This is a genomic window from Pseudomonas sp. FG35, from assembly GCF_057809295.1.
Window position 1 is genome coordinate 518,599 of record NZ_JBMDJR010000002.1, and the last position, 20,421, is coordinate 539,019.

General features: G+C 62.0%; 24 protein-coding genes and 1 pseudogene. All 25 read left to right on the top strand.

Annotation, left to right across the window (positions count from 1 at the left end; translation table 11 throughout):
- Positions 1–87 precede the first annotated feature (87 nt).
- On the top strand, positions 88–2,559 hold the full coding sequence (locus ACODTD_RS06435) for a phage tail tape measure protein (protein ID WP_489104612.1): 2,472 nt from the start codon (positions 88–90) through the stop codon (positions 2,557–2,559).
- Entirely contained in the window at positions 2,556–2,939 is a 384-nt protein-coding gene (locus ACODTD_RS06440) for a phage tail protein (protein ID WP_011332720.1), read from the top strand. Before ACODTD_RS06435 ends, ACODTD_RS06440 begins: the two co-directional genes overlap by 4 nt.
- The gene (locus ACODTD_RS06445) at positions 2,932–3,144 is read left to right on the top strand and encodes a tail protein X (RefSeq protein ID WP_489104613.1); all 213 of its coding nucleotides are present in this window, start codon (positions 2,932–2,934) and stop codon (positions 3,142–3,144) included. Before ACODTD_RS06440 ends, ACODTD_RS06445 begins: the two co-directional genes overlap by 8 nt.
- 9 nt (positions 3,145–3,153) lie before the next feature.
- Entirely contained in the window at positions 3,154–4,182 is a 1,029-nt protein-coding gene (locus tag ACODTD_RS06450) for a hypothetical protein (protein ID WP_011332722.1), read from the top strand.
- 61 nt (positions 4,183–4,243) lie between these two features.
- Positions 4,244–4,828, top strand: a complete 585-nt coding sequence (locus tag ACODTD_RS06455) for a phage tail terminator protein (protein ID WP_489104614.1) — start codon at positions 4,244–4,246, stop codon at positions 4,826–4,828.
- Positions 4,825–5,004 carry a DUF2635 domain-containing protein gene (locus ACODTD_RS06460; protein WP_007954893.1) on the top strand — a complete coding sequence of 60 codons (180 nt, stop codon included), beginning with the start codon at positions 4,825–4,827 and terminating at the stop codon, positions 5,002–5,004. The genes ACODTD_RS06455 and ACODTD_RS06460 overlap by 4 nt, the downstream gene beginning before the upstream one ends.
- A complete protein-coding gene (locus ACODTD_RS06465) occupies positions 5,004–6,500 on the top strand; it encodes a phage tail sheath subtilisin-like domain-containing protein (protein WP_011332724.1) in 1,497 nt (498 codons plus the stop codon). Before ACODTD_RS06460 ends, ACODTD_RS06465 begins: the two co-directional genes overlap by 1 nt.
- A 67-nt stretch (positions 6,501–6,567) precedes the next feature.
- A complete protein-coding gene (locus ACODTD_RS06470; protein WP_007908779.1) occupies positions 6,568–6,915 on the top strand; it encodes a phage tail tube protein in 348 nt (115 codons plus the stop codon).
- The gene (locus ACODTD_RS06475; RefSeq protein WP_003222226.1) at positions 6,912–7,208 is read left to right on the top strand and encodes a phage tail assembly protein; all 297 of its coding nucleotides are present in this window, start codon (positions 6,912–6,914) and stop codon (positions 7,206–7,208) included. Before ACODTD_RS06470 ends, ACODTD_RS06475 begins: the two co-directional genes overlap by 4 nt.
- A 130-nt stretch (positions 7,209–7,338) precedes the next feature.
- Complete coding sequence (locus ACODTD_RS06480) at positions 7,339–9,111, top strand: phage tail tape measure protein (protein WP_285356626.1); 1,773 nt, start codon at positions 7,339–7,341, stop codon at positions 9,109–9,111.
- Complete coding sequence (locus ACODTD_RS06485; protein WP_011332726.1) at positions 9,098–10,333, top strand: DNA circularization protein; 1,236 nt, start codon at positions 9,098–9,100, stop codon at positions 10,331–10,333. Before ACODTD_RS06480 ends, ACODTD_RS06485 begins: the two co-directional genes overlap by 14 nt.
- A gap of 3 nt (positions 10,334–10,336) precedes the next feature.
- Positions 10,337–11,380: a phage baseplate assembly protein gene (locus ACODTD_RS06490; protein WP_011332727.1), complete on the top strand. Its 1,044-nt coding sequence runs from the start codon at positions 10,337–10,339 to the stop codon at positions 11,378–11,380.
- Positions 11,381–11,407: 27 nt separating this feature from the next.
- The gene (locus ACODTD_RS06495; protein ID WP_115076756.1) at positions 11,408–11,917 is read left to right on the top strand and encodes a phage baseplate assembly protein V; all 510 of its coding nucleotides are present in this window, start codon (positions 11,408–11,410) and stop codon (positions 11,915–11,917) included.
- Positions 11,917–12,315 carry a phage GP46 family protein gene (locus tag ACODTD_RS06500; protein ID WP_007954906.1) on the top strand — a complete coding sequence of 133 codons (399 nt, stop codon included), beginning with the start codon at positions 11,917–11,919 and terminating at the stop codon, positions 12,313–12,315. The genes ACODTD_RS06495 and ACODTD_RS06500 overlap by 1 nt, the downstream gene beginning before the upstream one ends.
- On the top strand, positions 12,305–13,348 hold the full coding sequence (locus tag ACODTD_RS06505) for a baseplate J/gp47 family protein (protein ID WP_201816859.1): 1,044 nt from the start codon (positions 12,305–12,307) through the stop codon (positions 13,346–13,348). Before ACODTD_RS06500 ends, ACODTD_RS06505 begins: the two co-directional genes overlap by 11 nt.
- Positions 13,336–13,935, top strand: coding sequence for a YmfQ family protein (locus ACODTD_RS06510; protein ID WP_011332730.1), 600 nt, complete (start codon positions 13,336–13,338; stop codon positions 13,933–13,935). The genes ACODTD_RS06505 and ACODTD_RS06510 overlap by 13 nt, the downstream gene beginning before the upstream one ends.
- A gap of 11 nt (positions 13,936–13,946) precedes the next feature.
- The gene (locus ACODTD_RS06515) at positions 13,947–15,098 is read left to right on the top strand and encodes a hypothetical protein (protein WP_011332731.1); all 1,152 of its coding nucleotides are present in this window, start codon (positions 13,947–13,949) and stop codon (positions 15,096–15,098) included.
- Positions 15,095–15,610 (top strand): phage tail protein, encoded by a 516-nt coding sequence (locus ACODTD_RS06520; RefSeq protein ID WP_489104615.1) that lies wholly within the window; start codon positions 15,095–15,097, stop codon positions 15,608–15,610. Before ACODTD_RS06515 ends, ACODTD_RS06520 begins: the two co-directional genes overlap by 4 nt.
- A gap of 127 nt (positions 15,611–15,737) precedes the next feature.
- Positions 15,738–16,832: a hypothetical protein gene (locus ACODTD_RS06525; RefSeq protein WP_011332733.1), complete on the top strand. Its 1,095-nt coding sequence runs from the start codon at positions 15,738–15,740 to the stop codon at positions 16,830–16,832.
- 7 nt (positions 16,833–16,839) lie between these two features.
- Entirely contained in the window at positions 16,840–17,406 is a 567-nt protein-coding gene (locus tag ACODTD_RS06530) for a tail fiber assembly protein (protein ID WP_201816857.1), read from the top strand.
- 14 nt (positions 17,407–17,420) lie between these two features.
- Entirely contained in the window at positions 17,421–18,341 is a 921-nt protein-coding gene (locus tag ACODTD_RS06535) for a gp53-like domain-containing protein (protein ID WP_011332735.1), read from the top strand.
- Positions 18,342–18,343: 2 nt separating this feature from the next.
- Positions 18,344–18,784, top strand: coding sequence for a phage tail assembly chaperone (locus ACODTD_RS06540; RefSeq protein WP_011332736.1), 441 nt, complete (start codon positions 18,344–18,346; stop codon positions 18,782–18,784).
- A 29-nt stretch (positions 18,785–18,813) separates the two neighbouring features.
- Complete coding sequence (locus tag ACODTD_RS06545) at positions 18,814–20,016, top strand: carbohydrate binding domain-containing protein (protein WP_011332737.1); 1,203 nt, start codon at positions 18,814–18,816, stop codon at positions 20,014–20,016.
- 11 nt (positions 20,017–20,027) lie between these two features.
- On the top strand, positions 20,028–20,270 hold the full coding sequence (locus ACODTD_RS06550; RefSeq protein ID WP_011332738.1) for a hypothetical protein: 243 nt from the start codon (positions 20,028–20,030) through the stop codon (positions 20,268–20,270).
- Positions 20,271–20,326: 56 nt separating this feature from the next.
- A pseudogene (locus ACODTD_RS06555) lies at positions 20,327–20,421 on the top strand (glycoside hydrolase family 19 protein); the annotation flags it as partial.

Consider the following 20,421-nt stretch of genomic DNA (forward strand, 5'->3'; position numbering starts at 1 on the left):
GAAATTCTGGAGTGGGACGCCGAAAAGGCGTTGCGCCGCTACGACATAGCGATCACTCGCCTTGGCGTGAAAAAGGAGTAGAGCGGCATGGCAGACACATCGTTTTCGCTGATGTACGCCGCGCAAACCGCAGGTGCGGGTTCCGGTTTGTCGGCAGCGGGATCGGCCACGGACAGCCTGATCAAACCACTGTCCGAACTGAAAGAGGCGCTGCTCACGGCCAGTGTCGACATCCGCAGTCTGGTGCGTGAACAGATCAAGCTCGGCGCCGTTGTCCTGGGGCTGAACACAGCTCTGGCATCGTTCAAGGTGCCGGTTGTAACTGCCGCACCGGCGGCAGGCGGCGAGAGCAAGTCTAAGCTCAAGGCTGAGATTGAACAGCGCTCGCCTCCGGCCTACCTGCAATCGGACATGGCCCTGAAAGCCGCCATGGCCCAGCTCAGGCAGGTTCAAGGCCTGAGTGGCGACCTCGACACGCTGTCGAAAGCCAACCTCAAACTGGCCACCGATAAACGGGTTGCCGGCAGTGGGGCGACGGTCGTGGATCTGGTGCAGGTCGAAGTCGCGGCTGGCAGATCCGGGATTGGCGCTGGTCTCAAGGGCGCCGACAAGGAGCAAGTGCTGCTGGACTTTGCCCGGGATGCGGCGGTCAATGCGTCGGCGTTCGGCATCAGCCTGAAGTCGGCCGGTGAAATGCTGTCGGCCTGGCAAATCTCGATGAAACTGGATCGCGCTCAAGGTCAGTTGCTGGCCGATGCGACTCAGCATCTGGGCAACAGCGGACTGAACGCAACGGCTGCCGACATCGGTTCGGTCGTGCAGCAATCCGGCGAGTCGGGCGTTGCGGCCGGCATCCTTCCCGAGCAGTTGGCGGCGTTGTCCGCCGCATTGCTCAACGCTGATGTCGACAAGGCCGGTGCCGGGGCGGCGGTGAAAAGCATCAGCGCAGCCCTTGCCAAAGGCACCCAAGGCTCGGCGGCCGAGCAGTCGGCGTGGAAGGCGTTGGGGCTTGATCCCGGCAAGTTGACCGAAAACGTACCGGACAGCCTTGTCAAAGCGTTGGCGGCATTGAAGCAACAACCGGCAGAGCAGCAAACGGCGCTGATCAAGACACTTTTCAGTGGCGACGATGGTGTACGCAAACTGCTGGCGAAACCCGAAGACCTGCAAAAAGCGTTTTCGCTGGTCACGCCGGCCAAACTGGAAGGAACGTCGACGCTGGTGTCCTCGCAAGCGGCCCAGAGCAGCCTGGCATCGTCATTTGCGGGTGAGGGAGGCGTGGGTCAATGGATGGGCAAACCCGGCGAGGCACAGACGCCGCTTTCATTGCTCAAGCCCAATGATCCACTGACACCGGCTTACAGCGGCGCGATTGAACGCAGCGCCGAGCCTGCGGGCAAAGACCCGCAGCGAAGCTGGAACGCGTTCGATGCCAGTCTCAATCGTCTGATCACGGCGTTGGCGCCGGATGCGACCGGCACGTTGGACTCGCTGACGAATATGACCAACGGCGTGGCCGATATGGCTGAAGCCTATCCAAAAACCTCGACGGCGCTGGCCGTTGCGGGCGCTGGATTGTCGGCCATCGTGGTGGCGGTAATGGCCAAGGCATTCGGCAATTTCACCGACAAACTGCTCAAGGGTGTGGCTTCAAAATTGCCCTTCGGTCTTGGCGGTTTGATTGCCGATCTTGAAGACCCCAAAGCAAAGCACAAGTCTGCCGGGAATGGCGCGGATCATGACTGCTGCTGCAAACCGTTGGGCAGCGGGAGCGGGACGGCTAACACACTCGAGCCACGCTGGCCAGGCATCCGGCGGCGAGCCGGACGTGAGCCCACCGGCCGAAGCGTGCGAAGTCTGCGCAGGGTGACGCCTTGGCCACCACGGACCAGCGCACCACCAGCGGTGCCGGCACGGCCCGTTCTGCCTTCCATGTCCGGCTCACCCTGGCCGGGAAGCATGACGGCATTTTCCGGCTCGTCGGCCGTCAGTGCTGCACCGGCCGCTCCGCTGTCCGGTGCTTACGCTAGGGCAGGCAAGTTGCTCGCCAAGCGAGCGCCGCCGCTGCGATTGCTCAGCGCCGGGTATGAAATGGTGACCGGCGTCATGAAGGGCGATACGCGTTCCGTCGTGTCGTCCGGTGCATCGTTAGCCGGGTCGTCTGCCGGAGCCGCTGTCGGTGCTGCACTGGGCACGTTGATTCTGCCGGGTTTGGGCACCATGGTCGGCGGGTGGCTCGGAAGCATGGCGGGGGGAGCCATCGGTGAGTCCCTGGGCGACAAGCTCGGGACACAAGTCGATCGTCTTGGCTCTCCTGCACAGGTCAGTAAAGATCTGATCGCGACCTCCACGATTCCCGCGACACCTGCCACCGCAACTGCCAGCCAGCCTGTCACGTTCAACTCCACCATTAACATCAATGGTCAGGATCAGGGCAGCGCCCAGGCACTGGCCAATCTGGTGGTGCAAACGACGATGAGTCAGTTGGGCCAGATCATGCCGACCAACACTCTCGCCACACGACGTGATGCAGCCCTGACCGATGGAGTCGCCACATGAAACAACAAATGGCACTGGGCAGTTTCATCTTCGGCCTGTCCCGCGGCTTTGCCTACAGCACATTGCTGCGCAAATCCGATGGCGGCTGGACGGAACTGCCGATTCTCACCAGCAAACCCAAGTCCAGTCAGATCGGACAGAAACCGGAAACCCTGAACATCACCGGCAAGTCGATGTACGCGGTGGCCATGGATCGGCTCGATGAGCTGCGGGCCCTGCAATCGCTTCGAGTACCCCTGCCGCTGATCGATGGCATCGGCCGCAACTGGGGTCTCTGGCGAATCAACAATGTTCAGGAAACCCAAAGCTGCGTCATCGATGACGGCACGGCGATGGTGGTCGACTGGGTTATCGAACTGGCGGAGTTCAACAATGCGTAAGGTACGAAGCGTGGCCGGTGACTCGGTGAATCTGTTGCTGTACCGCGAAACCGGTCGCAGCGATGACAGCGCCGAAGAAGCCCTGTGGACACTCAACCCGACCCTGGCCGAGCACGGCCCGATCCTGCCGGCAGGTGTCTGGGTGACGCTGCCGGAACTCGACTCGAAACCAGCCGTGATCAAACCGGTCCTTGTCTGGGATTAAGGAGGCTGCATGGCACAGGGATTTACGCCGGCGATTGAAATCTACGGGGCCAACAAGGACCTGCTCAACCAGCGCCTGATCAGTTGGGAACACATCGATGCCGCCGGAATGGAGTCCGATCAACTGACGCTGGTGCTCGATCTGGAAGGCCTTGAAGGCTTGCCGACCCTGGGCGGAACCATCGGCCTGCGGGTGGGCTATCTGGAGACCGGGCTGGTGGAAAAAGGCCAGTTCAAGGTCACTCGACTGACGCCGACGCTGTTCCCGCTGCGCCTGACGCTGGTCGCGACCGCCGCGCCTTTCAGCGGCAAGGACGACTCCGGATTCAAGGAACGGCGCACGGCCAGTCATGGCCCTACAACCCTTGGCGGACTGTTTCGCGAGCTGGTCTCGAGACACGGATTCTCGCCGCGCGTGGATCCCGAACTGGCGCTGATCAGGATCGCCCATGTCGACCAGTCGAACGAAACCGACATGAGCTTCATCACACGCCTGGCGAAAAAGTACGACGCGGTGGCCAAACCGTTCAACGACCTTTACGTACTGGCGAAACCGGCGCAGCTCAAAAACCTGTCGGGCCAGGTGATACCCAACGTCATGCTGTCGGTCACCCACAACAATCGGCCGGGCGATCACGCATTCATCAGCGCCACGCTGGAAGAGACCGCCCGTACCCAGAATCAGGGTTGCAAAACCTCCTTTTGGGACAGTGCGCTCGGCAAACTGCGCGAAGTGGTCACCGGTTCCGAACCCTACAAGGTCATCCGCCAGAGACTGGCCAGCGAAGAAGAAGCCAAAGCCATCGGCGAGGCCGAAGTGCGCAAGATGCTGCGCGAGAAATACAAGCTGAAGGTCACCTGTCCGGGCGATCCGTTGCTGGCGGCCGAAGGTCTGCTGGTGCTCGACGATACCTGGCCGGATTTCATGCGCGGTCGCTGGTCGATTGAAAAAGTCACCGCCAGTGGCAAGCGCGAAGAAAGCTATCGCTGCCTGATCGAAGCCAACGGCCGGGATCCCGAGGCAAAAGCCAAGGACTGATTCCCCGGTCTCACCGCCACACGCATCACTGTGGCCACTCCCACATCCTGGAACGCTCCCCATGAAGATCTCCCCGATCCTCACGCAGCTGCGTGCGCAATGCCCAAGCCTTGCCGGCCATATCGCGACAGGTGTCGACCTGGCGCTTCTGCAAGGCAACCCGAATCTGCCGATGCCCTCGGCCCATGTTTTACCGCTGGCCGACATGGCCAGCGCCAGCACCGCACAGAACTCTCCCAGCCAACCGATCCGCGACCGCTTCGAAATCATCCTGGCACTGGATACCACGGACGCCACAAAAGCGCTGGATCTGTTGCACGACCTGCGCGCCGAACTGTGGCGTGCGCTGGTGGGTTTCAAGCCCTCTTCCGACTACAGCGCCATCGTTTATGACGGCGGCGAAACGGTCTCGATCAACAGCAGCCGCGCGTTCTACCGGCTGCGCTTTTTTGCCGAGTTCCAGCTGGGCCGCAATCTGCCAAGTCAGCCTGCGGAGAGTTGGCACGAACGCGAACTGGACGGTTTGTCGTCCTTTACCGGGGCCACCGTGCGGGTCGATGCGATCGACCCGGCCGACCCCAACCTGAAACGCCCGGGCCCTGACGGGCGCGTGGAAATGACTTTCTCTGGAGACGTAACCCCATGAGCAACCGCATCACCGTAGTGCCGGCCGCCGGCCGTGCCGTGCCGGACCCGGAAGCCGGCGACCTGCTGCCACTGGAAGGCCGTGAAGTGCTGGACAGCGCCTGGTGGCGCCGGCGTCTGGCCGACGGCGATATCACCCTCAAAACCGCAACAGCCAAACAAAAGGGAGCCAAATAATGGCGATCGGATTCAGCAACATCCCTGCGGACATTCGTGTACCGCTGTTCTATGCCGAAATGGACAACTCGGCCGCCAATAGCGCGTCCTCGTCCATGCGTCGCCTGATCGTGGCGCAGGTCAACGACAACATCGCTCCGAGCGAAGTCGGCAAACTGGTGCTGGTCTCCAGCGTGGCGCTGGCCAAGAGCATTGGCGGCCAGGGCTCGATGCTGGCGTCGATGTACGAGACCTTCCGCAAGGCCGACCCGATCGGTGAGATCTGGTGCCTGCCGCTGCACAACGCCACCGGCGCCATCGCCAAAGGCGTGCTGACCCTGACCGGTACCGCGACTCAGGCGGGCGTGCTCAACCTGTATGTCGGCGGCGTCCGCGTCCAGGCCACCGTGGTCAACGGTGCCACGGCTGCACAGGCTGCGACTGCTCTGGCCCAGAAAATCAACGCCACCGCCGATCTGCCGGTGAGCGCAGCAGCGGCCGAAGGCGTGGTCACTCTGAACGCCAAATGGACCGGCGAGAGCGGCAACGACATCAGCCTGCAATTCAATCGCCTGGGCAAGAGCAACGGCGAAGAAACCCCGGCCGGCCTGACCACCGCCATCACCGCCATGACCGGCGGCGTCGGTGTACCGGATCAAGTGGCTGCCGTTGCAGCACTGGGCGATGAGCCGTTCGAATTCATCGCACTGCCATGGTCCGACCTGGCCACCCTCAACACCTGGCAAGCGGTGATGGACGACAGCACCGGTCGCTGGTCGTGGGCCAAGCAACTGTTCGGTCACGTCTACAGCGCCAAGCGCGGCACCGTCGGCACGCTGGTGGCAGCCGGTCAGGCTCGCAACGACCAGCACATGACCATTCAGGCGCTGGAGCCGGGCGTTCCGCAACCGGTGTGGGTACAAGCCGCCGCACTGGCTGCGCGCACTGCGGTGTTCATCTCGGCTGACGCCAGCCGTCCGACCCAGAGCGGCAGCCTGCCAGGTGTCGATCCGGCCCCGGCGAGCGAGCGCTTCACCCTGACCGAGCGTCAGTCGCTGCTCAACTACGGCATCGCCACCGCGTACTACGAAGGCGGCTACGTGCGCATCCAGCGCTCGATCACCACCTACCAGAAGAACGCTTACGGCCAGGCCGACAACTCGTACCTGGACAGCGAAACCATGCACCAGTCGGCGTTCATCGTGCGTCGTCTGCAAAGCGTGATCACCAGCAAGTACGGTCGCCACAAACTGGCTTCCGACGGCACCCGTTTCGGCGCCGGCCAGCCGATCGTCACCCCGGCGACCATTCGCGGCGAGCTGATCGCCCAGTACGCCAAGCTCGAACTCGAAGGCCACGTGGAAAACGCCGAGCTGTTCGCCGAGCACCTGATCGTCGAGCGCGACGTGCAGGACCCGAGCCGCGTGAACGTGCTGTTCCCGCCGGATTACATCAACGGTCTGCGCGTGTTCGCACTGCTCAACCAGTTCCGCCTGCAGTACGACGACGTCGCCTGATCGGCGCGTCTGACACTGTGATTTCAGCCCACCTCGCGTGGGCTTTTTATTTGAAGGGAGTAACACCATGGGTCAACTGATTGCAGGCACCTGCTACGTCAAGGTCGACGGTGCACAACTGACTATCAATGGCGGCTGCGAAGCCCCGCTGATGGCCGTCAAACGCGAAACCGTCGTGCCGGGCTTCTACAAGGAAACCGACATCGCGCCATCGTTCAAGGTGACCGCGCTGCACACCGCCGACTTCCCGCTGAAGAAGCTGATCGAAGGCACCGACATCACCGTCACCTGCGAATTCAGCAACGGCAAAGTCTACGTACTGGCCGGTGCCTACCTGGTCGAAGAGCCAGTCTCCAAAGGCGATGACGCCACCATCGAACTGAAATTCGAAGGCATCAAGGGGACCTGGCAATGAGCGGCGCCGTGAAGCTTCAAGTTGCGATCGAAGCTCACGGCGAGCCCCTGACCGAACTCGTCCTGCGCCGTCCTACGGTGCAGGAAGTGCGAGCGATCAAGGCGCTGCCGTACAAGATCGACAAGAGCGAAGAGGTCAGCCTCGACATGGACGTGGCGGCCAAATACATCGCCGTGTGCGCCGGCATTCCGCCGTCGTCGGTCAACCAGCTGGACCTGGCTGACCTCAACGCGCTGAGCTGGGCCGTTGCGAGTTTTTTCATGAGTGCGGCGTCGGAGCCATCACCGACCTGATTTCGGTCGCCTATGACCTGGCCTGGTTCTGGAAGGTTGACCCCGAACAGATGATGGCCAGGCCACTGGATGTGCTTCGCGAATCGCTGGAGCACGCGCAACGGATCAATGCGATGCAGCAGGTGCAGTGATGGCAGAAGAAACCAAAGCTAAAGCGTCGGTGCTGCTTACCGGCATCGACGAACTGTCACCCAAACTCGGCGCCCTGCGAGTGAAGGTCGATGACTTCAAGAAAAACCTCGAACAGACCGGCCTCGGCAAACTGGACATCAGCGGTCTGTTCAAGGGCGGCAGCGTGATTACGCCGTTCGTGGACGGCATCAAATCGGCTGCGGCGTTTCAGGGCAAGCTTGCCGAGGTCAGCGAGACGGCGAAAACCGTCGACCTGCCGGAAACACCGAAAGCCGCCGCGCAGAACATGAACGTGTTCAGCGCATCCATGGAGAAGGTGTCCGCTGCGGTGGACGCCGCACTGGTGCCGGTGGTGGGCGCATTGGTGGTCGGGCTGGAGCCGATGCTGACCCAGGTCGGCAGCCTGCTGGCCGACAACCCGAAACTGGTCGAAGGCCTGGCAGCGGGGGCGATTGCGTTTTCCGCCATGCAGACCGCCGTCACCGGCATGACTCAGGTGATGGACGTCATGAGCATGGTGCTCAAGACCAATCCGATCATGCTGATCGCCATGGGCATTGCCGTGGCGGCCGGTCTGATCGTGGCCAACTGGACACCGATTTCCGCGTTCTTCAGCGGATTGTGGGAGGGCGTGAAAAACGCCGGAGCCAGTGCAATGGCGACGTTGCGCTCGGTGCTCGACTGGCGGCCGCTGGAGGCACTGGCGGCGCTGTGGGAACCGGTCACGGCTTTCTTCTCCGGAATCTGGGACAAGGTCAAAGCTGTGACCGCGCCGGTGATCGACTTCTTCAAGTCGGTTTTCTCGTGGTCGCCCGCAGGCATGATCCTGGAAAACTGGGGGCCGTTGACCGGTCTGTTTTCGGCGATCTGGGAATTGCTCAAGGCCTTGAGTGTGCCGGTGATGTCATTCCTCAAGGGGCTGTTCGACTGGACGCCACTGGGCATGATCATCAACAACTGGGGCGCGATCAGCGGTTTCTTCGCTTCGATCTGGGCCGCGCTGCAGCCGGCGGCGCAAGCCATCAAGGACTTCTTCGGCAGCCTGTTCGACTCTTCCCCGCTGGGGATGCTCGTCAACAACTGGGGCAGCGTCGTGACCTTTTTCGAACCGGTCTGGGCCGCGCTGCAAACGTCGGCACAAACGATCAAAAGCTTTTTCCAGAGCCTGTTCGAATGGTCGCCGCTGGAGCAGATCGCGCAGTACTGGCAGCCGATCAGCGAGGTGTTTTCGGCGCTGTGGGGCGTTGTACAGGCGTTGGCCGCACCGGTGCTGGAGTTCCTGCACAACATGTTCGAATGGACGCCCTTGGGGCAGATCATCAAGAACTGGGGACCGATCACCGAATGGTTCGGCGAGTTGTGGCAAAAGCTGCAAACCGTCATCGCGCCAATCAAGGAGTTGTTCGACGGTGGCTTCGCCGGGCTGATCGCCAAGGTCACCGGTAAGGTCGAAACCCTGACCGAAGCGCAGCGCCAGACCAATGCCGAAGGCAAGGGCGAACTGGCGCCGGCCTTCTTCGGTGCCAGTGCGAAAACCGAGGGTGGCGGTGCGTTGCAAGGCGGTTCGTTGCCGCAATCCTCTGGCGCCCTGATCCAGCAAAGCGCCGCCAACAACCGCACGCAACTCGAAGGCGGCCTGACGGTGCGCTTCGAAAATGCGCCGGCGGGGCTGCGCACCGATCAACCGCAAACCAATCAGCCGGGGCTGGCGCTCAGTTCGCGCATCGGCTATCGCTCGCTGTCCATGGGAGGTTCCAATGAACTGGCGTGACCGTTTGTTGCCGGCATCCTTTCGCGGTGTCGGTTTCTGGATCGATCAGGCGAAAACCCCGGTCGGTCGCAAGGGGCAGTTGCACGAGTATCCGCAACGGGATCTGCCGTTCTTCGAGGACCTTGGCCAGCAGGCCAAGACCCACGACCTGACGGCGTTCATCATCGGCGCCAATTGCCTGGAACAGCGCGACAAGCTGCTCCAGGCGCTGGAACAGGGCAGCGGCGAACTGGTGCATCCGTGGTTGGGGCGCTTGCAGGTCAAGGTCGGTGAGTGCGACATGACTCACACCCGCCAGGACGGCGGGATGGTGACGTTCAGCCTGAAGTTCTACCCCGACCGGCCGCTGCCGTTTCCGACGGCGACGGTCAGCACGCAGAAAGTGCTGCTGGCCAAGGCCGACGGTTTGCTCGGCTCGGCGGTGGCGCGCTTCGAACAGGCGATGACCCTGATCAAGGCCGCGCGGATCGGCATCGCCAATCTGCGCAACAGCCTCACCGGTGTGTACGACGTGATCAAGGAGCAGCTCAAGCCGCTGATCGCGCAGTACAAGCAGATCACCGAACTGGTCAGGGCCGTCAAGGAACTGCCCAAGGAAGTGGCGGCGGAGTTCAAGGGGTTGCTCGGCGATATCAAGGAGCTGAAGGCATTCGCGAAGGAGGGCTACCGTGGCGTGATTGCCGACGTGTCCCAACAGATCGAAGCCATCCGCAAGGCCGATGCGCCGAAAATCACCACCGGCAAGGACACCAACGCCGCCGCGCAAGCGATGGCCAATCTGGTGCAGGACACGCTGATCGTCAAAGTGGCGCAGTGGGTGGCCTCGATGCCGGTGGCGTCGACGCCGGTGAAACTCAACTCGACACCTTCGCTGGATCAGCAATCGAAGCAGCCGGTCAGCCGTCAGGAAGTTCCGGTCACCGACGATCTGCAAGCCCTGCAAAAAGAGTTGAGCGACGCGCTGCAAAAGGCCCAGGACAAGGCCGACCCCGCGCACTATCAAGCCATCGCCGATGTGAAGGAGGCGCTGATCGCGCACCTCAAGGCAGTGGCTTCGTCCGGTGTGCGACTGGTCAGCAAAACGTTCCAGGAAACCTTTCCGGCAGTGGTCGTGGCCTACAAACAGTTTGGCGACGCCACCCGGGTGACCGAGGTCATTCAGCGCAACGGTCTGTCTCATCCGGGGTACTCACCCAACGAAGTCAAGGTTTCCCGGGAGTGAGCCATGAACGAGACTGACAACCGCGTCACGCTGACCGTCAACAACATGGAGTACGGCGGCTGGAAAAGCGTGCAGATCACCGCGGACCTGGAGCGTCAGTTCCGCACCTTCAAACTCGACATCACCTGGCAATGGCCGGGGCAGACCGTGGATCAGCGGATCAAGGCCGGCGACCCGTGCGAAGTGCGGATCGGCCAGGATCTGGTGCTCACCGGTTATGTGTTCAAGGCCCCGATCAGCTATGACGGGCGGCAGATCAGCCTGAGCATCGAAGGCAGTTCCAAGACCCAGGATCTGGTCGACTGTGCGGCGCGAAACATTCCCGGCCAATGGCAGGAGCAGCCGCTGTTGAACATCGTCCAGGCCCTGGCCGGGGAATACTCGCAGTTTGTGGTCAACGAGATTCCCGAGACCGCACGCCTGAGCAAACACACCATCGTTCCGGGTGAAACCGTGTTTCAGTCGATCGACCGTCTGCTCTCGCTGTACCGGGTGTTTTCCACCGATGACGCCGAGGGCCGGCTGGTGCTGGCCAAACCGGGCAGCGGCGGCCGCGCCAGTGATGCGCTGGAGCTGGGCAAGAACATTCTCTCGGCCAATGCGCCGATGGATCACAGCCAGGTGTTCTCCGAATACAAGGTGATCGGCCAGCAAAAGGGCAACGACAAGAAGAGCGGGGCGGCGGTCAGCGAGGTTGAATCCAGCGCCACCGACCTGAGCTTCAAGCGTCGGCGCACCACGATCATCAACGAAGGCTCGCAACTGACGTTCGAACTGGCCCAGCAACGGGCCCAGTGGGAAAGCGCCACGCGCATGGGCCGGGCGCTGACCACCACTTATCAGGTGCAGGGCTGGCGCCAGTCCAACGGCGATCTGTGGCGCCACAACACGCTGGTGAAGGTCAAGGATCCGGTGCTCGGTTTCGATGGCGACATGCTGATCTCCAAGGTGACGTACTCGCTGTCGGCACAAGGCTCGGTGACCACGCTACAAGTGGCGCCGCCGCATACCTTCGACGCCAATCCGACCCCACCGAAAAAAGCCTGAGCCGGCACCTCCCTCCAAGGAAACCCTATGAGCCTACTGACACGCCTGCTGGCGCGCGGCACTGTCGTGCTCGCCAATTCGGCATCCAAGCTGCAATCGCTGCAAATGCGCCTCACCGCCGGTGAAGTGAACGACGACCTGGAGCACTTCGAACCCTACGGCTTCACCAGCCATCCGCTGGCCGGTGCCGAAGGCGTCGTCACGTTTCTCGGCGGCGACCGTTCCCACGCCATCGCCCTGGTGGTCGCCGACCGCCGTTACCGCCTGCAATCGCTGGCGGCCGGTGAGGTGGCGATCTACACCGACGAGGGCGATAAGATTCACTTCAAGCGCGGGCGGATCATCGACATCGAAACCGCCACGCTCAACATCCGCGCCAGCACCGCCGTGAACTTCGAGACGCCGGTGATCAACCAGACCGGCAAGATCGTTTCCAAGGGCGATCAAGTGGCCGGCGGCATCAGCCAGATCAAGCACGTGCACGTTGGCGTGCAGGCGGGCAGTGGCCAGACCGGCGCGCCGGCGGGAGGTCAGTGATGCTGTTCAGTCAGAACCTCCACGCCGCGCTGACCCGTGCGGTGCTGATCAGCCTGTTCACCTGGCGCCGCGCCGCCGACGACGATGCCCTCGACGACGAGGAGCGCTTCGGCTGGTGGGGCGACACCTTTCCCACGGTGGCCGACGATCGCATCGGCTCACGGCTGTGGCTGTTGCGCCGGGTCAAGCTGACCCGCCAGACCCAGATGGACGCCGAGTTCTATGCCCGCGAAGCCTTGCAGTGGCTGATCGACGACGGCCATTGCAGCGCCATCGACATCATCAGCGAACGCCTCGACGCCCAGCGCCTGAACCTGCGCACGGTCCTGACCCTGGCCGACGGCGAGCGCCTGGACATCAACCCCGATAACAGTTGGCAGGTGATCTATGCCGTTTGAAACCCCTTCGCTGCCGGTGCTGATCAAGCGCACCCAAAGCGACCTGGCCGGCGATTCGCTGCGCCAGTCCGATGCGCAAGTCCTGGCCCGCACACTCGGCGGCGCCGCTTATGGCCTGTACGGCTACCTCGACTGGATTGCCGAGCAGATCCTGCCCGACACCGCCGATGAATCGACCCTGGAACGCATCGCCGCGCTGCGCCTGAACCAGCCGCGCAAACCGGCCCAGGTCGCCACCGGCAACGTCAGCTTCAACGCGACGGCGGGCGCAGTGCTGGATGCTGATACGTTGCTGCAGGCGGGTGATGGCCGCACATTCAAGGTCACCGCCACCCGCACCACCGTCAATGGCGTCAACACGACCAGCATCGCCGCGCTGGAGGCCGGCAGCCTGGGCAACGCCGAAGCCGGGCTGGCACTGACGCCGGTACAGCCGATCGCCGGCGTGGTCGGCAACAGTTTCGTGGTGCTGGCGCCCGGACTGAACGGCGGCGTGGCGCGAGAAAGCCTGGAGTCGTTGCGCTCGCGGGTCATTCGTTCCTATCGCGTGATCCCCCACGGCGGTTCGGCCAGCGACTATGAGACCTGGGCGCTGGAAGTGCCGGGCGTGACCCGCGCCTGGTGCCGTGGCGGCTTCCTCGGGCCGGGCACCGTCGGCGTGTACATCATGCGCGACGACGATCCGCAACCGGTGCCGAATGCCGATCAACTGGCCGAAGTGCAGGCCTACATCGAGCCGTTGCGCCCGGTGACTGCCGAAGTGCATGTACGCCCGCCGGTGCAGAAGCCGGTGACCTATCAACTGAAGCTGACCCCCGACACCACCGCCGTGCGCGCGGCTGTCGAAACCCAGTTGCGCGATCTGCACAACCGCGAAGCCGATCTGGGCGCGGATCTGTTGATCAGCCATATCCGCGAAGCGATCAGCAGCGCGGCAGGTGAGACCGACCATGTCCTCTCGGCCCCGGTGGCGAACGTGGCCGCGGGTGACAGCGAACTGCTGACCTTCGGGGGTTGCGTATGGCTGCCATAAGAACCGCCGCGCAATACCAGGCGCAACTGCGCGCCTTGCTGCCGAGCGGTCCGGCATGGGATCCGGAGCGCGTGCCGGAACTCGAGGAAGTGCTGCAAGGCGTCGCCGTCGAACTGGCGCGCCTCGATGCCCGTGCCGCCGATCTGCTCAACGAGATGGACCCGGCCGGCGTCAGCGAACTGGTGCCGGACTGGGAACAGGTAATGAACCTGCCCGACCCGTGCCTCGGCGCTACGCCGCTGTTCGACGACCGTCGCCTCGCCGTGCGCCGCCGCTTGCTGGCGGTCGGCAGCCAGGCTGTCGGTTACTACCTGGAAATCGCCAAAAGCCAGGGTTACCCCAACGCCACCATCACCGAACTCGAAGCCCCGCGCATGGGCCGTTCGCGTTTCGGCGCGGCGCACTGGGGCACCTGGGAAGCGCAATTCATGTGGACGCTCAATACCGGCGGCCGACTTTTGCTCGGCCGGCGTTATGGCGCGAGTTACTGGGGCGAACGCTTTGGCGTGAATCCGGGCTCGGCGCTGGAATGCCTGATCCACCGGGCGGCACCGGCGCATACGAAGGTGCATATCAACTATGACTAGGGAATAACGCAATGGATTATCCGAAGAGTGTCCCCAGCGCCGGTCTGGTGAACGGGAAATTTATCGATGAGAACCCGCTGACCGGGACGCCGGGGTCGTTGATCCCCGCTGACTGGGGCAACAGTGTCACGCAGGAAATTCTCAGCGTGATCAAGGCCGGGGATCTGACCCCGGACGAGAAGAAATACGATCAGTTGTTGCAGGCGATTCAGACGGTGACGGCCAAAGGCTGGAATCAGGATCTGGCGTTGCCGCTGGCAGCATTGCCATTGCCGACCGTGGCCACGTCGGATGCCCGGATGCCGATCACACCGGCAGCCGCATCGACCAGTGGCGGGCGAGTTTCGGTGCCGGCGGGTGTTTACGTCAGCATCGGTCAGGAAGTGGTGGCGGGGCAGCTGGGACGTTCGCGAACGTTCACCACTCAGGCCTGGAGCAGCGCCGATCTGCTGCCAAGCTCGGGTTACTTTCTGCGGGCGCAGGTGGTGGGTGGTGCGCTGACGTTTTACATGCAGCGCGGGACGATTTATGACGCCAGCCCCGATAGCTTGAAGGGGACGGTCAATGGGGCGGCAGGTGGTGGTTTCCAGTCGACACCGCTGGATATTTGTCTCGCCTGGGTCGTCACGGCGGGTCCGGGATCCGTGCCGATTGTCCGGCAGATCTACAACCGTAACCGGTTGTCCTGGACTCAGGTGGTCAATGGCAATGGCGTGGTCTATCTGCCGCTCGACCCTCATGCTCGAACAGCACGTCTGGTGGTCGGGAATCCGACCCCGCACCCGACGGCTATCACTGGTGTGTCGTTTGCACCGGGCGGCTGGCTGGGGGGGAATTACTGTTTCCTCAATCCGACTATCGGTACGTCCAATAATTGGGACGGCTGGGGAACGGCAGGCGCATCGGTGGGAATCTTCACCAGTAACGTCGTCAACGACACCACGCTTTCAACGTTGACGGCCGGTTTCGATCACTCGGAACTGCGTTCGCTGTGGCAGGTGTACCAAGCCGAGCACACCTGGAACGCAGGGAATGCCGTCAGTGACGAATTGCTATTCGGGATGGGGATCAAAAGCTTTTCTCAAACCGATTATTCGAACGGCATCGCAGTCAATTTCACGGCGGCCGTGAATGTGCATTTGTCTTGGGAGTTGATCCGATGAACATCATTCAGGAACTGCATCAATTCGAAGACGGCTTGCGTCCGGTACCACCTTCTGCCGCCCATGACTGGGACGGTGAGCAATGGCATGCCAGCGCTGACAAAGCCGCGTTACTGGAACAGCAGGAAACCGAACGCCTGTGCGACCGGGTCGATGCCGCCGCCGACAGTGCGCGCACGACTTTGGCCGGCGACCCGCTCAAAGCGCTGGAATACGCCCAGGCGGCTGTTGACGCTCAAGCCTTTCAAGACGCCGGTTATCCAAAAAAGGAAGTGCCGCTGTCCGTCGCTGCCTGGATCGCCAAGGGCCGTTCGGCAAAGCAGTCGGCCGAGCAGATTCTCGACAAGGCCGCCCAGCTCAGCGACAGCCTGCTGACCCTGCGCACCTTGCGCCTGAAAGCCAAGACCCGGATCCGTGCGTTTGCGAGCAAGAGCCAGATGGATCAGGCCCGCGTTGCCGCCGATGAGGCGTTGCAGGCCATTCGTGAACTGACGGCCAACCCGACCTCGTAAGCACAGTTCGGGTTACCCAAGCCCACTTCGTGTGGGCTTTTTATTTTCAGGAACAGAAACGTCGGCGTCGTAGCAAAAGCTTGCGCGCGGCTACGTTTCATTTGTCATTACAGAGGAACGAGCACCAATGGACTACCCAAAAAGCGTCCCCAGCGTCGGCCTGGTCGATGGCCGGTTCGTCGATGAAAACCCGGTGGCGGGAACGCCGGGTTCATTGATACCGGCGGTGTGGGGTAACAGCGTTACACAAGAAATTCTCAACGTGATTACCGGCGCCGGGCTGACAGCCGCCGAAGCCGATACCGGTCAGTTGCTCAGAGCCATTCAATCGATTGTCGGCAATGCCAGTCCTATGCGCTCAGTGGTGACACGGCTGACGGCTTCCAAGGCGCTGACCGACCCGGAGCTGGGCCTGGTGCTGATCGATGGCGGATCCAGTGCCGTGACGGTGACGTTGCCGCCGGCAAGCGCGGCGCTGGGTGTGCGCGATGTGATTGTTCGGCGCATGGATAACAGCGGCAACCGTCTGATCGTTCAGGCGTCAGGTTCCGACCGCATTCGTTTTCACACGCACCTGTCACCCAGCGGTTATCCGTTTCTGGTGTTGATGGGCGGCGGGGACTGGTGGCAGTTGCGCAGCGATGCTGCGGGTAGCTGGTGGCCAGTCGGCCGGTTCGACAACACTCCACTCGGCCGGCCGTTTTTTGAAACGACCATCCTGCTCAGTCCCGGTGGCTACGGTGCGCTCAACGGTACAGTCATGAAGCGTGCCGAGTGGCCCTGGTTGTGGGACCACGCGCAGCTATCCGGAATGTTGGGTACCGAAGCCGCTCGTGCGGGCAACGAAGGTAAATGGACGTCGGGTGACGGTGCAGCAACCTTTCGTGGCCCTGAAGGGCGTGGCGAGTTTCTGCGAGTGCTGGACGAGGGGCGGGGCGTGGATGCGGCACGTGCGATGGGTTCTTTTCAGGTGGGCTCGACGCATTCGTATGCCATGGGCGCCAATGGTGCCGGAGCGGTCGGCGCGTGGTGGTCGGACAGCCTGACGAGTTTTGGTGCCGATACTCGTGAAGAACCGCAATACGTGTCCGGGCTGTACAACGGTGGCCCGGTCTTCCCTGCCGGTACGAGTTATCAGCGGGATGCCGCCAACGCTCTGCTGCTGGCGTTCAAGTCGCGCCCTCGCAACATCGCCTATCCCGGCCGTATCAAGCTCATCTGAGGTGCCTATGTTCAATTATCTTTTTGACGGCTCGGGCGCCTTGTCCGGGCCTGTCGAGTTTTTTGTGACCCCGGGCATCGGTATTCAACTGCCCGGCAATGCGGTGGAGTTGTCCTTCGAGCTGCCCGCGCCTGAAGCCGGTCGTATCTGGGCCTTGATCAACGGTGTTCCGCGAGAGGTGATAGACCGGCGCGGTCCGGTTTTCCGCAAGGACGGTGGCGGGCAGCAGATCTGGAGTGAGTTTGGGGAGTTGCCCGATACCCTCACAACGCAGCCCTGGCCTGGGGAATTCCATGTGTGGCGCGGCGACGCCTGGCAACTGGATGAGCAGGCCCGTTTGCTCAGCATCAGCCAGCAGATGCTGGAGCAGCGCGACACGCTGCTGCGCGAAGCCGTCCTGCGCATCGCCCCCCTGCAATACGCCGAGGACATCGGCGATGCCACTCACGAAGAACAGATGCAGTTGCTCGAATGGAAGCTCTACAGCGTGGAGCTCAATCGCATCGACAAGCAGACAGGCTTCCCCCGGGAAATCACCTGGCCTTCGCTGCCAGGCCCCGTCACCACCGATTGATAAGGAGATGAATCTTGGACTATCCCAAAAGCGTACCCAGCGTCGGGCTGGTGAACGGGCAATTTGTCGATGAGGATCCCGTCGCCGGAAAACCCGGCTCGCTGATTCCTGCCGCTTGGGGCAACGGCGTCACGCAGGAAATTCTCAGTGTCGTACAGGCCGCCGGCATGACGCCCAACGAGGCGAACACTCATCAACTGCTCGACGCACTGCGCAGTCCGGGGTTGTTCACGACGGCTGCGCAATTCGATGTCAGCCGATCGGCTGCAACGGCCGAGTTTGTCCAGCGGGCGCTGGGCAACTACGCCAGCGCTCGCGGCATCTCCGGCTCGACCCAACTGACCCTGGCCGATATCGGCTGCTCGATCGGGATGGGCGGTAACGCTGCGTACACCGTGACCTTGCCGGACGCCACTGCAGTGCCCAGCGGCGCGACGATCAGCCTGCACTGCCGAAACAGCGCAGCGGTCACGGTTGCCAGTAAAACCGGTACGCAGATCAGCCCCCAGGGGGCCTATCTGGGTTCGATCACGATGAACGCGGGCGAGAGCGCAACCTTCGTCCGGGAGTCGGGTGTCTGGGTCGTTTACGGCACCGCAGCGTTGAAGTATTCGGCGCTCTATGCGTCGCAGTTCGCCACGGCCGGATATCAGAAACTTCCCAGCGGCTTGATCGTGCAGTGGGTGACCGGGGGCTCCGATGCGAATGGAGTCATGACGGTGTCGTTGCCGATGATGTTTCCCAATGCTGTCCTCGGCGGGATCGCCAATGAGGGTTATCCGGCAGGCTGGGGCAGTTCCAACGTCACTGTCTGGGCATTCGACGGGGCCAACTCCACGACATCGACGGTTGTTGCCAGGGTTCGCAATGTCCTGGCGTCGAGTGTGAAGGCTGAACCTGGAATCTCGGGGCGCATATTGGTTTGGGGACGATAACCATGGCTATTTATTTTCATGCACAGACACGCGGTTTTGAACTGGTCGACAGCCCCTATCCGGAACCACCTGAAGGCGCCGTGGAAATCACCCGCGCCCAATACGCCGAACTGTTTGCCGGGCAGGCAAGCGGCAAGGTCATCAGCGCCAGTGCCAGCGGTCAGCCCGTATTGAACGACCCGGTCATCTCCCCGCAGGCACTGGCTTCCCGGGAGCGCGCGTGGCGCGACAACGTCCTGCAAGACACTCAATGGCTGGTGTGGCGTGACGCTGAAGAACTGGAAGTCGGCGAGGGCACGACGCTGCGTACCGAAGAATTCAAACAGCTTCTTGCCTATCGACAGGCACTGCGCGACTGGCCCAATGATCCGGAATTTCCGGATGCCCAGGCTCGCCCTGTAGAGCCCGACTGGCTTGAAGGCTTGCTGCGGTCGAACGGCTGAACCGTTGACCCGATCAATGAGGAATCAAAGTGGATTATCCGAAAAGCGTTCCCGGCTCAGGCCTGGAGAATGGCAAGTTCGTCGATGAAGACCCGATTGCCGGAAAACCGGGATCGTTGATCCCGGCCAGTTGGGGCAACAGTGTGACGCAGGAGATTCTCAACGCGATCACGGCCGCCGGCCTGACGCCGGATGAGGAGCAGACCGATCAACTGGCACAGGCCATTCGGCAACTGGCCAAGCCCGATCCGCTGCAGCAGTTTCCTGTGCAGGTGTATCGCAAGAATCTGTTGATCAATGGCGGATTCAATATCTGGCAACGCGGCACGACCAATCAGGCGCCGAACATCGGTGGGTATGTAGCGGATCGTTTCCGGTGCGACTGGAACGGCAACGCAGGTGTCAGCATTTCGCGCCAGGATTTTCCCCTCGGTCAAACGGAAGTCGTGGGTGAACCCGCTTATTTCCTGCGCTGGCAGCAGGCCACCGCAGGCACGGGAGCAACGGTGCATAAAGTCGCCCAGAGCATTGAATCGGTGAGGACTCTGGCCGGGCGAACGGCTACGGTCAGCTTCTGGGCGCGATCCGATGCGACGCGTCCTTTGCGCGTCACGATTGCTCAGCAGTTCGGAACGGGCGGTTCGGAGGGTGTGGTGAAGGTTGTCGACGTCTTTCAACTGAGTACGTCGTGGAAGAAATACAGCGCAACGTTTCAGGTGCCAACCATCGCCGGGAAAATGCTGGGCGTGAATGACTGCCTGACCTTGTCGTTCGATCTGCCGCTCAACGTGTTGCAGACCGTCGATCTGGCACAGATGCAATTGGAGGAGGGGCCGGTTGCAACACCGTTTGAATACCGTCCAGCGGCGGAAGAGTTGACTCTCTGTCAGCGCTATTTCGAAAAATCTTTTGTAAACCGTTTGCCGATCCGTTCGAACAACGGTCCAGGAACCTGTATCGCCACCTTTTCCCAAGTAGCGGCAGCCAATTCCGGCCAATATGGAATGTGCATCGATATGCAGGTGCCCAAGCGAGTTCAGCCAACGGTCGTGACGTATTGCCCTGGTGAGGCGAGCAATCAAGTCTGGCATTCATCGCTTGCGAAGGCCTGCACAGGAACCATCCTGCAAAGTGTGAGCGAGCGAGGGTTTGCGCTTGCCACCGTGACGCCCGTAGGCAGCTTTCCCGGGCAGGCATTGCAGGTCGATTGGACCGCGGACGCGGAAATCTAGGGGACAAGTCCATGAGTTATCAGCTCACATCGTATGGCGTTCTGCGCCTGAGTGATTCAGCGTTTATTCCACAGGATCCCGTTAATCGGGACTGGCTCGAGTACCAGGAGTGGCTGGTGTCCGGAGGACAGGTACTGCCACTGGACCCGCCGCTAGAGAGGCTGACGGCCAATCAAGGCATGCTGGGGTTGTTCAAGCGAATGATCCAGGTGTCCCCGGACAGCACGCTGAAAACTGAGGTAAACAATGGCTGATCAGCTTTGGTCGCCATCCGTGATTCAATCGGCGCATCCAGGGAGGACCGAGCATTATGCAAATCACTGAAGACAACCTACTCAACATCATGCCCAACGCCCGCCGCCAAGCGGGCGTTTTTGTTTCACCGCTCAACCATGCGCTGGGGCG

What these genes read in the sequence shown, in the direction of transcription:
- ACODTD_RS06520 (WP_489104615.1), top strand. Translation starts at nt 15,095, where the DNA reads ATGAACATCATTCAGGAACTGCATCAATTCGAAGACGGCTTGCGTCCG.
- ACODTD_RS06445 (WP_489104613.1), top strand. Translation starts at nt 2,932, where the DNA reads ATGCGTAAGGTACGAAGCGTGGCCGGTGACTCGGTGAATCTGTTGCTG.
- ACODTD_RS06530 (WP_201816857.1), top strand. Translation starts at nt 16,840, where the DNA reads ATGTTCAATTATCTTTTTGACGGCTCGGGCGCCTTGTCCGGGCCTGTC.
- ACODTD_RS06495 (WP_115076756.1), top strand. Translation starts at nt 11,408, where the DNA reads ATGAGCCTACTGACACGCCTGCTGGCGCGCGGCACTGTCGTGCTCGCC.
- ACODTD_RS06450 (WP_011332722.1), top strand. Translation starts at nt 3,154, where the DNA reads ATGGCACAGGGATTTACGCCGGCGATTGAAATCTACGGGGCCAACAAG.
- ACODTD_RS06435 (WP_489104612.1), top strand. Translation starts at nt 88, where the DNA reads ATGGCAGACACATCGTTTTCGCTGATGTACGCCGCGCAAACCGCAGGT.
- ACODTD_RS06490 (WP_011332727.1), top strand. Translation starts at nt 10,337, where the DNA reads ATGAACGAGACTGACAACCGCGTCACGCTGACCGTCAACAACATGGAG.
- ACODTD_RS06515 (WP_011332731.1), top strand. Translation starts at nt 13,947, where the DNA reads ATGGATTATCCGAAGAGTGTCCCCAGCGCCGGTCTGGTGAACGGGAAA.
- ACODTD_RS06505 (WP_201816859.1), top strand. Translation starts at nt 12,305, where the DNA reads ATGCCGTTTGAAACCCCTTCGCTGCCGGTGCTGATCAAGCGCACCCAA.
- ACODTD_RS06470 (WP_007908779.1), top strand. Translation starts at nt 6,568, where the DNA reads ATGGGTCAACTGATTGCAGGCACCTGCTACGTCAAGGTCGACGGTGCA.
- ACODTD_RS06475 (WP_003222226.1), top strand. Translation starts at nt 6,912, where the DNA reads ATGAGCGGCGCCGTGAAGCTTCAAGTTGCGATCGAAGCTCACGGCGAG.
- ACODTD_RS06455 (WP_489104614.1), top strand. Translation starts at nt 4,244, where the DNA reads ATGAAGATCTCCCCGATCCTCACGCAGCTGCGTGCGCAATGCCCAAGC.
- ACODTD_RS06485 (WP_011332726.1), top strand. Translation starts at nt 9,098, where the DNA reads ATGAACTGGCGTGACCGTTTGTTGCCGGCATCCTTTCGCGGTGTCGGT.
- ACODTD_RS06480 (WP_285356626.1), top strand. Translation starts at nt 7,339, where the DNA reads ATGGCAGAAGAAACCAAAGCTAAAGCGTCGGTGCTGCTTACCGGCATC.
- ACODTD_RS06550 (WP_011332738.1), top strand. Translation starts at nt 20,028, where the DNA reads ATGAGTTATCAGCTCACATCGTATGGCGTTCTGCGCCTGAGTGATTCA.
- ACODTD_RS06465 (WP_011332724.1), top strand. Translation starts at nt 5,004, where the DNA reads ATGGCGATCGGATTCAGCAACATCCCTGCGGACATTCGTGTACCGCTG.
- ACODTD_RS06440 (WP_011332720.1), top strand. Translation starts at nt 2,556, where the DNA reads ATGAAACAACAAATGGCACTGGGCAGTTTCATCTTCGGCCTGTCCCGC.
- ACODTD_RS06525 (WP_011332733.1), top strand. Translation starts at nt 15,738, where the DNA reads ATGGACTACCCAAAAAGCGTCCCCAGCGTCGGCCTGGTCGATGGCCGG.
- ACODTD_RS06460 (WP_007954893.1), top strand. Translation starts at nt 4,825, where the DNA reads ATGAGCAACCGCATCACCGTAGTGCCGGCCGCCGGCCGTGCCGTGCCG.
- ACODTD_RS06500 (WP_007954906.1), top strand. Translation starts at nt 11,917, where the DNA reads ATGCTGTTCAGTCAGAACCTCCACGCCGCGCTGACCCGTGCGGTGCTG.
- ACODTD_RS06510 (WP_011332730.1), top strand. Translation starts at nt 13,336, where the DNA reads ATGGCTGCCATAAGAACCGCCGCGCAATACCAGGCGCAACTGCGCGCC.
- ACODTD_RS06540 (WP_011332736.1), top strand. Translation starts at nt 18,344, where the DNA reads ATGGCTATTTATTTTCATGCACAGACACGCGGTTTTGAACTGGTCGAC.